The following is a 14,235-nucleotide window of genomic DNA, read 5'->3' on the forward strand; positions in this document are numbered from 1 at the left end:
AATGCCGAGAGTTCGACAATTACAAAGCTTAAGCAACTCAACGATGACTCTTTCTGCTTTAGACAAGCTGTCTAGAAAAATTCTATTTTCGGTGTTGTCGCGATTAAAGTTCGGTCAACTGAAGTTGATTGAAGGCGCGAACGAAATGACGTTTGGTGACGCAACCAGTCCATTGGTTGCGACGATTCAGGTGAAAGACCCTAAAATGTTTAGCCGCTTCGTTTTGCAAGGTGACATTGGTGCTGGTGAATCTTATGTTGACGGGTATTGGGAAAGCCCAGACTTAACTTCAGTCATTCAGGTGTTTGCGCGTAACTTAGAAGTGCTTGACGCGTTAACAAGGCGAATTTCTTGGTTGAGCTGGCCATTTCAAATGATAGCTCACGGCCTGCGCAGTAATAGTAAATCACAAGCGAAGCAGAATATATCGGCGCATTATGACTTGGGCAATAACCTATACACCCGATTTCTTGACTCGAAGATGCAGTATTCTAGTGCTGTCTTCCCAGGCCCTAATTCGAATTTAGAGGAAGCCCAAGAACATAAGTTACAACGCCTTTGTGAGATGTTAGAGCTCAAGCCGAGCGACCATATTGTGGAAATAGGAACGGGCTGGGGTGGACTTGCCATATATGCAGCCCAGCAATATGGCTGCAAAGTAACGACGACGACTATTTCGGAAGAGCAGCATGATTATGTCGCGTCTCAAATTAAAGCACTTAAGCTTGAAAACAAAATTACGTTGTTGAAACAAGATTATAGAGACCTCGAGGGACAATTTGACAAACTGGTTTCTGTTGAGATGATTGAAGCTGTGGGCGCCAAGTATCTTCCTACTTTTTTCAAAAAATGTGCGTCTTTATTAAAACCAGACGGCAGAATGGTGCTGCAAGCCATTACCATCGCAGATCAGCGCTTAGAGCAATACAACCGAAACGTAGACTTTATCCAACGGCACATATTTCCCGGAGGATACTTACCTTCGGTGGAGCTTGTGAGCAAGATGTTTAGAAAGCACACCGACCTAACGCTGCGTCAACTAGACGACATAGGATTTCATTACGCAGATACTCTGAAGTCTTGGGCAAAGAACTTTAATGACAAGAGAATTGAATTAGAAGAATTCGGTTATGACGAGCGCTTTGCTCGGATGTGGAATTACTATTTTTCTTACTGTGAGGGTGGTTTTAGAGAGCGAACAATTAGTGCAGTTCAGCTTCTTGCCACGAAAAGACAATGCAAAGCAGTACTCTCTGGTCTATCGGTTACCGAATAGTCTTAATTCTAGGTTTCGACCTAGTGTGGTTGTCTGCTGTAGTAGGCAGACAAGATTATCTTTGGCTTACCGCTATTTTAGTCGCGTTGGTCTACGCCGTTAATTTCAAAATGGTTTGGAGTAGACGAGCTGAGATCCTCTATCTGATTACGTTTGGACTGCTCTGTGAGTGGCTCGTGGTTGAGTTGGGCGTTCTACAGTTTTCCGGAACGAGCGGTCTGCCATCATGGTTAGTGCTCCTTTGGTTAGGGTTTGGTGCATTGGCGTTTACCGCGATGGATTGGCTAGCAGGTCGTTATACGCTTGCTTGGCTGTTGGGAATTGTTTTTGGTCCTTTAACCTATGTTGCTGGTATTCGTTTTGGTGCGGCAGAACTAACGTCAACCTATCCACTTCTAGTGGTGGCATATGGGTTTAAATGGGGAGTTATCATGCACTTCTTGGCTTTCCTGTCTTCGCGCGCAAGGTTTAAATATGAAATGGCTTAACACAGTTCATTTGGTCGGAGTAGTTGCCCTTAGCGTAGGTGCATCTGCCAATGCTTGTGAAATGAACAGCGAAAACTTACAGAGAGTTGGAGAAACAAGGTTGGAAGTTTTCTTCTTTGATGTTTACGACGCTGCGTTATTTACCGACACAGGCCGTTATCCTGAGGCGCAAACGATTAGATTACGGCTAGATTATTTACGAGACTTTAAGGCTCGAAGCCTTATTGAACGAACCGAAGAAGAGTGGCTTAAGCTTGATATACAAGTCGGAGAAAATCATCAACGGTGGCTCGAACAACTTTATGATACCTGGCCAGACATAACTAAGGGAGACTGCTTGGTTGCACAGTGGGATAAAGCTTCAGGCTTGCAATTTTACACTAAGGAAGGGGCAGTTGGAGAGCTTTTTCCAGACGAATTTGCTGCCGATTTTTTGGCAATATGGCTTTCTGAAAATGCATCATACAGACGAAACAGAGATGAATTAGTGGGAGAAAACAATGGCTAAGTTTATGGTTAAGTTAGGTTCGTTTTTTATTGCCGCGTTATTTTTATTAGGTTGCTCCGCGAACATAAGTGACTTTGAAGGCTCTCAACCTGAACTTAAATTAGAAGAGTTTTTTGTAGGTGAGCTTGTGGCTTACGGAATGGTACAGGATCGTTCTGGTGCAATGAGCCGTTCTTTTCGGGCTGATATAACGGGAACCTGGAATGGTAATCAAGGCACACTAGATGAAACCTTTTACTGGAGTGACGGTGAGCAGCAAGAACGCGTTTGGCAACTAACAAAAGTGGGGGAAAACCGATACAATGGCACTGCCTCTGATGTAGTAGGTGTCGCGCAAGGTACAACCGCAGGTAATGCACTTCATTGGGTATATCAACTAGAGGTTCCATACAATGACGGCACGATTACTGTAACGTTGGACGACTGGATGTACTTGCTGGATGAAAACAGGTTGATCAACAAAACAGAAATGAGAAAATTTGGTTTTCATGTAGGGGACATTACGCTAGTTATTGAGCGCGTGAATTAACCATTATAGCCTTGTCAAAAGTTGCCGATACATTAGAGAGCAACTTCAAAATAAGAGTATTAGAGTGAATCAGGTATCTTTCGTATACAACGACCCCGACTTTTTAGGGCAGACCATTTTCGTTAAAAGAGGGCCTCACCAAGGTAAGTTAGGTGTGGTCAAACGCGTAGTGTCGAAAGATATTTTTGAAGTAGGTCAAGGCGACTTTGGCGATAACTTTGTAAAATTTAAAAGAGAAGAATTCTTAGTTTATCGCCATAGGAAATTGAAAATGCGTGCGGATAGGGTGAAGTCTACTGCAATATAGTTAGAAATAAAAAATCCGGCTGTTGCCGGATTTTTTGTTAGAAGCCTCGAGGAAGTCGACTCTGTGTCTTTTCTTCTTCAAGTCTCTTTTGCCAAACTTCTTTAGCGGTCATGCCACCAGAAGACTTTTTCTTACTAGTTGCCTTTTTCGCCGCAGGTTTAGCTGCTTTCTTAGCAGCAGGCTTTTTAGCTGCAGGTTTTTTCTCTGCTGGTTTTGCAGCAGATTTTTTCGGAGCAGCTTCCTTTTTGCCACCTGAAAGTTCTTTCGCCCATTCGTCAAGCTTCGCAAGACGCATGTTCTTCCCACCGTCTACGCTAAACCAACCACTTTTTTCTTCGATTTTAGGCTTTTTACCTTCAGCAGCTTCGAACGCCGCAGAAAATTCACTGAGAACTTTCTCTTTATCCAGTTTGCTCATTGATTATTTCCTGTGTGTTAATATTTAAGCTTCATGTAATTTATACATTCTTTTTTGTGCAGTGTCTAATGAACTCAAGGGGCAAATATGCAACGTGCTGAACTTTTGGAAACACTCAACGCGTGGTTAAAACCTAATCTAATAAAAGATTTCAGTCCGAATGGCTTACAAGTCGAAGGTGGAAATGAAATTGCAAAAGTTGTAACGGGTGTAACGGCAAGTCAAGCTTTAATCGATAAAGCTATTAGCGCTCAAGCGGACGCTATTTTAGTTCACCATGGGTATTTTTGGAAAAACGAAGCACAGCCGATAGTTGGAATGAAAAAACGACGTATAGCGGCGCTGCTCGAAGCAAATATAAACTTGATCGGTTACCACCTGCCACTTGATGTACATCCCGAGTTTGGAAATAACGTCCAACTTTTAAAGCGTTTAGAAGCTGTGGAAATAGAACCAGTTGCAGAGATTAAACCCGAAGGATTACTTATGAAGGGCCGTTTGGCACAAAAAGTATCAGGTTCTCAATTTGCACGTGATATCGAAGCACTAGTGCAAAGAAAGTTGGTTGCTTCGGTGCAAAGTGAAAAGTTAATCGAAACTGTGGCTGTATGTACTGGTGGTGGTCAATCTTTTATAGAACAGGCCGTAGAGTGTGGCGTTGATGCTTTCATTACCGGTGAGGTTTCTGAGCAAACAATTCATGTTGCCCGAGAATGTGGAATTCAGTTTTTCGCTGCTGGTCATCATGCTACAGAACGATTTGGCGTTTTTGCGTTAGGCGAGAAAATTAAAAACGAATTAGGATTATCGGTCCAGTTTATTGACGTAGATAGCCCTGCATGAGTGATCGTTTATTTGAAAATGATGCCTTGAGATTTTCTAACAATATCTACGGCACATTGAAGGGAAAGATAAGAGAGCATGTACTGAAAGAAGACTTATCTTTCCTGAACAATGGCAAGAGTCGCTCTATAGTTGATTTAGGTGCTGGTATAGGGCAAGTGAATAGTTGGCTAGCCCAAGCAGGCCATAATATTACCCATGTTGAGCCGTCTTTAGATATGTTGAGTGAAGCTAAGTCACTCCATGCGAAGCTTAACTTAACTGAACAATATGAATACTTTAATGACACGATTCAGTCCTTTGCGACTGAGGGAACATTTGATCTGGTATGTTGCCATGCGGTTCTCGAATGGCTCGAAAATCCATGGCTAGCTTGGTTAAAGCTTACAGAGTTGGTCGCAGACGGTGGTTATTTGTCGCTGATGTTCTACAACATCGAAGCGAAACGCATGGCAAACCTAGTTTATGGCAACTTTGACTATGTAAACGCTGGTTTGAAGGTTAAAAAGAAAGTTCGGTTTAGTCCCTCTAATCCCTTAAAGGTTTCAGAGGTTATGAATTGGGTGGCTGCCTCTAAGTTAGAGATTGTTCAACATAGTGGCGTTCGCGTGATTCATGATTACTTAAAATCGCCTGAAAAAATAGACGAACAAGCATTAATAGACCTTGAGTTACGATATCGAAAACTTGAGCCTTACCGTGCTTTAGGTCGTTACCAGCATATTTTATTAAGAAAAATTTAAGGAGAGTACCGTTGAAACAAGTCGCGTTTATTGGTTTGGGTGTAATGGGTTATCCAATGGCAGGGCATTTGAGTAAAGCCGGCTATGATGTGGTGGTTTACAACCGAACGTATGCAAAAGCGGAACAATGGTGTACCGAATATCAAGGTCGAGCAGAACGAACACCCAAAGAAGCTGCGAAAGGCTGTGATGTCGTGTTTATGTGTGTGGGTAACGACCAAGATGTTCGAAGCGTGGTGTATGGTGAGCAGGGCGTGCTAGCAGGGTTAAATAAAGGTGCTTTTCTTGTAGACCACACTACGGCATCTGCTGAACTTGCTCGAGAGTTAGAACAGGCGTGCCAAAAGCAAGATATTCACTTTCTGGATGCGCCAGTATCGGGTGGCCAAGCAGGCGCGGAAAACGGTGCGCTTACCGTTATGGTCGGCGGCGCTGAGCAACATGTTGAAGCGGTACGCCCGGTAATGGAGCATTTCAGCAAATACATTGGTTGGCAGGGCGAAGTCGGTACAGGTCAGCTCGCTAAGATGGTGAACCAGATATGTATAGCGGGTGTCGTGCAGGGACTCGCGGAGGGAATGCAGTTTATCGAAAAATCAGGTTTAGACGCTGAGCGTGTCATTCAAGCTATTTCTCAGGGTGCAGCGGGCAGTTGGCAAATGGAAAATCGCTGGAAAACAATGTCAGAAGGAGAGTATGACTTTGGCTTTGCTGTCGACTGGATGCGAAAAGATCTAGGATTAGCGCTTTCGGAAGCGAACAACAATGGTGCTAGGCTTCCATTAACGGCACTCGTTGATCAATTTTATGGTGACGTTCAGGCGATGGGAGGTAACCGTTGGGACACCTCATCGTTGCTTACTCGTTTTATTCAACGAGACAAATAAATTATAATTTAACAATTAAAAAACGGGCCAAGAGGCCCGTTTTTAGTTTCTGTATCAGTGCTACACGTTTTATTAACGAATACCTAAGCGGCGAAGTGCTTGGGTTGTGTAGTCTGAACGGCTAGCTTCTAGTTCGAAGTTCATGTATTCGTCTTCTTCGTTAGCTAAACCTAGCGCAATGTAACGACCATTGTTTAGGTCATATACAGCTTCTGCAGCCATCCATGGAACGTCGTGACTGTAGAATTGCGTGTTATATGCTTCAGATACGCGCCATAGCTCACCACGGCTGTCGTACTGGTCGATTACAGATGCTGTCCAAGTATCTTCATCGATATAGAAGTGACGCTTCGCATAAATATGACGTTCGTCGTCTTTAAGCGTTGCTTCAACTTCCCATACACGGTGAAGTTCGTAACGAACATGGTCTTGATTCAAGTGACCCGCATCAAGAATGTCGTCGTAGCTAAGGTTTGTGTTCATCATATCGAAGTTGTTGTACGGAATGTACAACTCTTTCTTGCCTACTAGGCGCCATTCATACTTGTCTGGGGCACCGTTAAACATGTCTAGGCCGTCCGAAGTACGAAGACCGTCAGACGCTGTACCTGGACCGTCATACGCTACGTTTGGCGCGCGTCTTACACGACGTTGACCTGCGTTATAAATCCACGCACGGCGACCTTCTTTAACTTGGTCAATTGTATCGTGAACAAGTAGAACCGTACCTGTTAAACGTGCAGGTGCAAGAACTTGTTGTAGGAAGTAGAAAAGCACGTTGTCATCTGCTTGTGGATCTCTACCGCCTTCTAAATATTCTGGCCATACAAGTTGTTCGCGAAGGAGTACTTTTTCAAAGTCACCGTTCGCTTGTACAGGAAACTGACCTACGATACGTTCTGCCGCACCACCGCGGAAACGTGTAGTGTGATTCCAAATTACTTCCAGACCTGAAGACGGAATAGGGAATGGAATCGCAGTTTGGAAGTCGTTTAGACCACTACCACCTTCAACTAGCGTTGTATTCACGGCATTTTGGGCAATTAGACCGTATAGCTCATCTGGATACGCCGCAGTTCGATGCGTAGGGTAGACATGCATTTTGTAAGTGCTGTAACGATCGAACATCGCAATTTGACCCGCCGATAGACGATCACGGTGTTGGTCCAAATTGTCATGCGTGATGGTGTAAAGCGGTTCTTCATCTGCAAAAGGGTTGTAGTTACGATCAAACTCGCGGTCGAGCTGTAAACCGCCGTCCCACGCTGGGATACGACCGTCTGCTCCACCGGCACGCTCAGCTCCCATAGGAGTCAGGTCTTGACCTAGTCGAGCTGCTTCTTGAGGTGATACTGCAGCGTTTACGCTTGTTGATAAAAGCGTTAACGCCATAACCCCTGCACCTAACATCATTTTTTTCATTGTCGTTGTCCTTAGTTCTTGTGCGTTCGTATCAGTCTACTACCAATTCTGGTGTTGGTTGACATGATTACCGTTAAGCTACATCAAATCAATCAAAAATAAAATATCAAATAAATTCCAATTAGGGGTTTTCAAACGCCTGTTAGAATATACAATCATGGGTTACACGTTTAGTCGAAACAATTTGTATGCTTTTTCGACTGTTTTGCGAATGCGGAGTTCAATAATGAAAAAAGTTGCATTAGCGACACTAATGTCAGCTGCAATAAGCACGAACGTCATTGCACAAGACTATGATCCCATTTACGCGCCATCCCCAGAAGCTCGCAATGCTGCGAAAGCAACACTAGTTGGGCTGGACCAAGGGCATGGCCATACAGTTGCCGCCGGACTATTCGGAACCATCGTCACCAAACAAGACGAGCAGTGGCAACAAGCTGAAAGCCCTACCTCAGTGCTACTCACTAGTGTAGACATCGTCAATGAAGATTTAATTTTTATATCTGGTCATGAAGGTGTGTTGCTAAAAAGTAACGACGGCGGCCAAACTTTCACCCGTATTTTAGACGGTTTCGAATTATTAAATCTTGAATTGCCATGGATAGATGCACAAGTTCAGGAACTGGAAGCCGCTATTGATAACGCTGAAACACCGGCGGAAGCTTCTGAATATGAGTATTTGTTGGAAGAACTCGGCTTTCTTATGCAAGGTTTGGAGATCCAACAAGAGGTGGGACCAACCAAGCCTTTGCTAGACGTTGAGTTTATTAATGAGTCTGTAGGCGTAGTTGCGGCTGCATACGGAACATTATTGAGAACAGAGGATGGTGGTGAAAGCTGGGAAGTTATTTCAGACCGTATAGAAAATCCTTTGGGTTACCACCTGAATCAACTCATCGTTGATCCTGACGGACATCTATTTTTAGTCGGCGAATATGGCTTAATGTTTAGAAGTGACGACCAAGGCAAGACTTGGAGCACTCTAGCTTCTCCTTATCACGGCTCCTACTTTGGTGGGCTAGTAGATTCTCAAGGGCGTTTTTGGGCGTTTGGACTTCGCGGCAATGTTTTCGTTTCGGAAGATAAAGGTGAAACCTTCCGTGCTGTGGATACACCAACGCGTTACAACCTAAATAGTGGCCATGTGCTTGAAGATGGTAGTGTTTTATTAGTAGGGCACTCTGGAGTTATTGTACATATTGATGAAGAGTCACTTGACGCCGAATTATATAGCCATGAGTCGAATGTTCCTCTTGCTGGCGTGAGAGAAACGGAAAATGGAAATTTAGTTTTTGTAAGCCGTGCAGGTATTCAAAACTTCACCTTACCTGCAGCAGAAGAGGAATAATTTAACATGCAAGAGACGACTAATATTGCAGATGTAAAACCTCCGATGCTAGAGAGAGTTTTATTCGGAGCTTGTAAAACGTGGCTCTTTATTTTTATCGCGTTAACTGGCTTTTTGCTTTACCACGCAGCGCAGGTAAGACCCGACGCGAGTTTTCAAAAAATGATTCCGACAAACCATGAGTTTGTTCAGAATTATTTCAAATATGAAGAAGATTTATCGAGTCTAGGCAATGCTATTCGTGTTGTTGTCGAAACTAAAGAAGGCACGATTTTCGACGCGGAATATCAAGAAGTTTTGCGTCGAGTTACCGACGAATTAAATTATGTATCGGGTGTTAACCGTTCGGGTATTCGTTCTATCTGGACACCAAACGTACGCTGGTCAGAAGTTACAGAAGACGGTTTCGTTGGCGGACCGGTTATACCAGATACGTATAATGGTGACGAAGACTCTATTCAGCAATTACGCCAAAACATATTGCGGTCGGGTGAAGTAGGGAACTTGGTTGCCAACAATTTCCAGTCGGCGCTTATTTATGTGCCGCTCAATGAAGTAGACCCAGAAACAGGTGAGCGCCTTGACTATCACCAGTTTGGCCAAAACCTTGAGGAGCAAATTCGCGATAAGTTTGGCTCTGAAACCATTAGTATTAAAATCGTTGGCTTTGCAAAAGTTGTAGCTGATCTTATCGACGGCGCCATGCAAGTAGGGATCTTCTTCCTATTGGCGATGCTTATTACGTTTGGAATGCTCTACCTCTACAGTCGTTGTTTACGCGGCTCATTTATGGTTTTGTTGTGTTCAGTAATCGCCGTTATTTGGCAGTTGGGCATTATTAAGCTCATCGGAAGCGGAATTAATCCATACTCTATGCTTGTTCCGTTTCTGGTATTTGCTATCGGCGTGAGTCACGGTGTTCAGATAATCAACGCGTTAGTCACTAACCGCACCGACGGGCACTCAAAAGAAATGTCATCTCGGTTAGCGTTCCGCAGTTTATATGCGGCAGGGCTAACAGCATTGGCGAGTGATGCTATAGGCTTTACTACGCTTATGGTAATTGATATTGCGGTAATCAAAGAACTTGCGATTGCTGCCAGCATTGGTGTAGCCGTTATCGTGCTTACTAATCTTGGATTGCTGCCGGTCTTAGCCAAGTATTTAGGGGTGAGTGAAAGTGGTATCAAACACCTCCAAAAAACGCGTCGTGAATCACATCCATTATTAACTTTCTTTGGCAAGTTCACCCAGCCTTCGTACGCAAAAGGTGCGGTATTAGTAGCCGCAATTATGGCAGTAGTAGGCGTTTGGCAAGCGCAAAACCTTAAAATTGGTGACTTAGACACCGGCGCGCCTGAACTACGAGCAGATTCTCGTTATAACTTGGACAACGCGTTCTTGGTGGACAATTACAGTGCCAGTACAGATATTTTTGTTGTGATGGCCGAAACTCCACCTGGTGAGTGTATCGATTGGCAAAACATGGTGCTTATGGACCGTTTCCAATGGCACATGGAGAACGTTCCAGGTGTTCAAACCACGCGTTCAATTACCTACGTTTCGAAGTTGGGTATGGCGGGTATTAACGAAGGTAACTTAAAGTGGTATAGCATTAACCGCGATGACTTCGTGATCAATGCGTCAATTTCGCAAGCACCATCGGGATTGATTAACCAAGAATGTACCATGGCTCCGCTTATTCTTTACTTAAACGACCATAAGGCAGATACGTTGAACCGTGTGGTTGATGAAGTAAATGCATTTGCTGACGAGTATGAAACTGACAACATCGAGTTCTTGTTAGCTTCAGGTAACTCGGGCATTGAAGCTGCAACCAATAAGGTTATTGAAGCGGCGCAAATGAAGATGTTGATTTGGGTATACGGCGTGGTTATTGCACTTTGCCTCATTACCTTTAGAAGCATTAGAACGGTTATTTGTATTATTCTTCCACTCATGTTTACTACGGTAATGAGCCAAGCGCTCATGGCGTGGCTGGGTATTGGCGTGAAAGTAGCTACGCTGCCAGTGATTGCACTAGGTGTGGGTATTGGTGTCGATTACGGTATTTATATCTACAGTAAGATGAGAGAAGCACTCAAAGAGAATATGAGCCTTACTGAAAGCTATGCTTATGCATTATCGAAAACAGGTAAGGCAGTAGGCTTTACGGGCTTAACTCTAGCGATTGGTGTAGCAACTTGGATTTGGTCACCAATTAAGTTCCAAGCTGACATGGGCTTGTTACTTACTTTCATGTTTATATGGAACATGCTTGGTGCGCTTATTCTTATCCCTGCGTTGGCAAGACTATTTAAAGTTGGGCCAAAGGGTGAAGACGGGAAACCGGTAATGTAACTTACATAAAGCAATAAAAAGCCACGCTACAAAGCGTGGCTTTTTCGTATGGGCTTTGTGTTTAGCTTAATTAAGCAGAAGCTCTATAGATTTTGTGCCCACAAATAAAGATCTTTTAGTATTCTTACTTTTGCGGGGTCGTCGGCATGACGTTCTGACGCTTCATTCAGCGCAAGCGCAAAGTCTTCTAGGCTTAAGTAACCGTCACCACCAAACTGCATTCTTTCCCGACAATGCTGCATCCAACGATTTAGCTCGTCGTCGCTTAATAGCTGGGGATAGTTTCTAGCCTTGTACCTTTTTAACAAGGTATTAAACCGGTTGTCTTCAAATACAATTTGAGAGCCTTGCAATTGTTCGGGCTGCATTGACCTAACCATGCTCATATGCGACTTGGTTTGGTTACTGATAAAACCTCCTGAATAAAGCGTTTGATCAACGTCGTTTATATCTGGAAAGTCAGGCTGTTGGGAGCTCACAGCTTGCACCAATATCTCTTTTAAATGGTCACTATTTTGCAGAGCCGATAAGTGCCCTTGAACGGCAGCTAAATCAATACCAATTTCACTTGCACGTGCTTGCTCCAGAACGCCTGCGGGTGCTAAAAATGGGCACTGATTCAACGTGATTTTGACCAATCCAGGTTTTTCTTCCGGCCCGAGTTCTTTACTGTAAAGCGCGGAAAGTATCTCTTCCGGTGTCGCGTTGTGCCATTGTTCAGGGTTTATATCCAAACGCCAAGCAATAAGTTGATTGGATTGCTGTGGGTGAAAAGCAACAGGCATAATTAACCTACAATACCTATTTGCCTTGCCATAAAAGCCCGACACATGCACAAGGGGCTTCTGCTGAACCATGCTCTGCTCAATTAATGTGACTAAGTCATTCTTTTTTCGTTTACTGAATGCAAAGTCAAAAAGCTTCGGATGTTTAGTTTTAATAAGCTTTGCAAGCGCGATAGATGCATACACATCGGAAAGGGCATCGTGTGCTTTGCCGTGGTCAAGTTGGTTTACTCGGCTGAGATCTTCAAGTTTCAAGCTTACAGAGCCATCTTCTTTTTCTGGCCAAGTAATTCCTTCTGGGCGCAGCGCGTAGCAGGCGCGAACCAATTCTAAAAGATCCCAACGTGAATTCCCGTTTTCCCATGTATGCGCGTAGGGGTCGATAAAATTCCGGTAAAACAGAAACCGTGTCATTTCATCATCGTACCGCACATTGTTATAGCCAATAGAAACCGTACCTGGCACAGAAAGCTCTTGGGCAATTTTTCCTGCAAATTCCGTTTCGATAAATCCGTCACGTTGGCATTGTTGTGGCGTTATGCCAGTGATTAAACAGGCTTCGGGGTGAGGCAGGTAATCAGGGGCTAACTGGCAGAATATATTTAGTGGTTCGCCAACAATATTTAGGTCGCTATCTGTGCGTATGCCGGCGAATTGCATAGGGCGGTCTACCCGAGGGTTTACGCCACCAGCCTCGTAGTCGTGCCAATAAAAAGTTGTTTGGGTCATAAAATACGTGTTTGAATTAATTTATTTTGAAAGGATACCACCCACTTTACTTGTTCGCGAGGTGGTAGATTGCGCATAATGAACTAAATTAATTGGAAGGCTAGTGTTTAAGGAGAACATATGAAGCTTCGTCATCTTGTTATTGCGTTAACTGCGGGCGCTACACTGTTAGCGTGCAGTGATAACGAGCCGAATAGTGTTGGTGATGCCCCGATTGCTATAGCGATACACGGTGGGGCCGGCACGATTACTAGAGATAACTTGTCTCGAGAAAAGGAAGCTGAGATACGTGAAGCATTAACTTTGGCTACTGAAGCGGGTTATGCGGTGCTAGAGTCGGGCGGTGAAGCTGTAGACGCTGTTCAAGCTGCTATTCAGGTATTGGAAGAGAATCCATTGTTCAATGCCGGCAGAGGAGCCGTGTATACCTATGAGGGTAGGCACGAGCTAGATGCATCGATTATGCTGGGCGATACCCTAGAAGCTGGAGCGGTATCAGGCGTAACGAATATTAAAAGCCCAATCGAGGCTGCTAGGGCAGTAATGGAGCGCTCTAGACACGTATTTTTAAGTGGAGAAGGCGCAGAGTCTTTTGCGAGAGAACAAGGTTTGGAGCAGGTTAGTAACACTTACTTCAATACGCCTCACCGTTACGAGCAGTTACAACGAGCGCTTACCGCTTTGAATCAAACGGAAGACGAAACGACATTAATCGCGCATCAGCACTGGGACAATGCGTTTAACATGGGAACTGTAGGGGCTGTGGCTCTTGATGCAGACGGTAATCTAGCCGCAGGAACTTCTACTGGCGGTATGACTGCGAAACGTTGGGGCCGTATCGGTGATTCTCCAGTAATTGGTGCAGGTACATGGGCAGATAATGAAAGTTGTGCTGTATCAGCGACTGGGCACGGAGAGTACTTTATTCGTTACCATGTGGCAGCAGACATTTGTAGCCGGGTGAAGTACCAGCAGTTGTCTGTAGTCGAAGCTGGTGATCAAGTTATTCATGATGTTTTGGTAAACGCTGGCGGTACCGGTGGGGTTATTATTTTAGACCCGATGGGAAATATTAGTATGCCCTTCAATACAGAGGGTATGTATAGAGCTAGTAAAACCTCAAATGAACAACTCACCGTAGGAATCTATCGCGAGGAGTAAAACTATATGCGGTCACTTAAAGTTAGTGAATACATGAATAGACATCCAATTACATTTACTTCGGCTATGCCTATTGAAGATGCTGTACATCGTTTGTTGTCTGCACAGCAAAGTGGTGGTCCTGTTATTAATGAAAATAGAGAAGTAATTGGTTTTTTGTCGGAACAAGACTGCATTATGATGATGTTGGAAGGGGCTTACCATCAAGAGCAAAGTGCCACTGTAGCAGACTGTATGACGGCTCATGAGCCAGTCACAGTTTCTGATGATATGGCTATTGTTGATTTGGCTCAGCAGCTGGGCTCAGGGAAGCCAAAGTTGTTTCCAGTGGTAGATGAGTTCAATCGTTTGGTGGGAGCTATTAATAGAACTGATATTTTGCGAGCTATTGACCTTCACTTGAGTGATGCGTACGGAAAACATTAATTAA

General features: G+C 44.1%; 15 protein-coding genes. 12 read left to right on the forward strand and 3 right to left on the reverse strand.

Annotation, left to right across the window (positions count from 1 at the left end):
- The first annotated feature begins 1 nt into the window (after position 1).
- The 5 genes from EYQ95_RS02580 (at position 2) to EYQ95_RS02600 (ending at position 3,108) form a co-directional block, all read left to right on the forward strand.
- A complete protein-coding gene (locus tag EYQ95_RS02580) occupies positions 2–1,276 on the forward strand; it encodes a cyclopropane-fatty-acyl-phospholipid synthase family protein (protein WP_207801076.1) in 1,275 nt (424 codons plus the stop codon).
- Positions 1,237–1,764: a DUF2878 domain-containing protein gene (locus EYQ95_RS02585; protein WP_111914257.1), complete on the forward strand. Its 528-nt coding sequence runs from the start codon at positions 1,237–1,239 to the stop codon at positions 1,762–1,764. The genes EYQ95_RS02580 and EYQ95_RS02585 overlap by 40 nt, the downstream gene beginning before the upstream one ends.
- Positions 1,751–2,272: a chalcone isomerase family protein gene (locus EYQ95_RS02590; protein WP_165831925.1), complete on the forward strand. Its 522-nt coding sequence runs from the start codon at positions 1,751–1,753 to the stop codon at positions 2,270–2,272. Before EYQ95_RS02585 ends, EYQ95_RS02590 begins: the two co-directional genes overlap by 14 nt.
- On the forward strand, positions 2,265–2,801 hold the full coding sequence (locus EYQ95_RS02595) for a DUF3833 domain-containing protein (RefSeq protein WP_207916203.1): 537 nt from the start codon (positions 2,265–2,267) through the stop codon (positions 2,799–2,801). The genes EYQ95_RS02590 and EYQ95_RS02595 overlap by 8 nt, the downstream gene beginning before the upstream one ends.
- Positions 2,802–2,865: 64 nt before the next feature.
- Entirely contained in the window at positions 2,866–3,108 is a 243-nt protein-coding gene (locus EYQ95_RS02600; RefSeq protein ID WP_207916204.1) for a DUF3912 family protein, read from the forward strand.
- Positions 3,109–3,145: 37 nt separating this feature from the next.
- Here EYQ95_RS02600 and EYQ95_RS26325 read toward each other — a convergent pair whose 3' ends face one another.
- Positions 3,146–3,526, reverse strand: a complete 381-nt coding sequence (locus EYQ95_RS26325; RefSeq protein WP_165831924.1) for a hypothetical protein — start codon at positions 3,524–3,526, stop codon at positions 3,146–3,148.
- Between the two features lie 87 nt (positions 3,527–3,613).
- Here EYQ95_RS26325 and EYQ95_RS02610 point away from each other — a divergent pair, with 87 nt between their 5' ends.
- From EYQ95_RS02610 to EYQ95_RS02620, 3 genes are read left to right on the forward strand one after another with little or no spacing between them, the layout of a single operon-like run.
- On the forward strand, positions 3,614–4,369 hold the full coding sequence (locus EYQ95_RS02610; RefSeq protein ID WP_111914253.1) for a Nif3-like dinuclear metal center hexameric protein: 756 nt from the start codon (positions 3,614–3,616) through the stop codon (positions 4,367–4,369).
- Entirely contained in the window at positions 4,366–5,112 is a 747-nt protein-coding gene (locus EYQ95_RS02615; RefSeq protein WP_111914252.1) for a methyltransferase domain-containing protein, read from the forward strand. Before EYQ95_RS02610 ends, EYQ95_RS02615 begins: the two co-directional genes overlap by 4 nt.
- Positions 5,113–5,123: 11 nt before the next feature.
- Positions 5,124–5,999: an NAD(P)-dependent oxidoreductase gene (locus tag EYQ95_RS02620; protein WP_111914251.1), complete on the forward strand. Its 876-nt coding sequence runs from the start codon at positions 5,124–5,126 to the stop codon at positions 5,997–5,999.
- Between the two features lie 72 nt (positions 6,000–6,071).
- Here the strand turns inward: EYQ95_RS02620 and EYQ95_RS02625 are convergent, their stop codons facing one another.
- Positions 6,072–7,421, reverse strand: a complete 1,350-nt coding sequence (locus tag EYQ95_RS02625) for a DUF1329 domain-containing protein (RefSeq protein ID WP_111914250.1) — start codon at positions 7,419–7,421, stop codon at positions 6,072–6,074.
- A 226-nt stretch (positions 7,422–7,647) separates the two neighbouring features.
- Between EYQ95_RS02625 and EYQ95_RS02630 the strand changes: the two genes are divergently transcribed.
- Together EYQ95_RS02630 and EYQ95_RS02635 are read left to right on the forward strand one after the other, a co-directional pair.
- Positions 7,648–8,769 (forward strand): YCF48-related protein, encoded by a 1,122-nt coding sequence (locus EYQ95_RS02630; protein ID WP_165831923.1) that lies wholly within the window; start codon positions 7,648–7,650, stop codon positions 8,767–8,769.
- A 6-nt stretch (positions 8,770–8,775) separates the two neighbouring features.
- The gene (locus EYQ95_RS02635; RefSeq protein ID WP_111914248.1) at positions 8,776–11,130 is read left to right on the forward strand and encodes an RND family transporter; all 2,355 of its coding nucleotides are present in this window, start codon (positions 8,776–8,778) and stop codon (positions 11,128–11,130) included.
- Positions 11,131–11,213: 83 nt separating this feature from the next.
- Here the strand turns inward: EYQ95_RS02635 and sbcB are convergent, their stop codons facing one another.
- Positions 11,214–12,644: an exodeoxyribonuclease I gene (gene sbcB / locus EYQ95_RS02640; RefSeq protein ID WP_111914247.1), complete on the reverse strand. Its 1,431-nt coding sequence runs from the start codon at positions 12,642–12,644 to the stop codon at positions 11,214–11,216.
- 120 nt (positions 12,645–12,764) lie between these two features.
- Between sbcB and EYQ95_RS02645 the strand changes: the two genes are divergently transcribed.
- The gene (locus EYQ95_RS02645) at positions 12,765–13,805 is read left to right on the forward strand and encodes an isoaspartyl peptidase/L-asparaginase family protein (RefSeq protein ID WP_111914246.1); all 1,041 of its coding nucleotides are present in this window, start codon (positions 12,765–12,767) and stop codon (positions 13,803–13,805) included.
- Between the two features lie 6 nt (positions 13,806–13,811).
- On the forward strand, positions 13,812–14,231 hold the full coding sequence (locus EYQ95_RS02650) for a CBS domain-containing protein (protein WP_111914245.1): 420 nt from the start codon (positions 13,812–13,814) through the stop codon (positions 14,229–14,231).
- Positions 14,232–14,235 lie beyond the last annotated feature (4 nt).

It is taken from the genome of Lysobacter sp. N42, assembly GCF_004344885.1.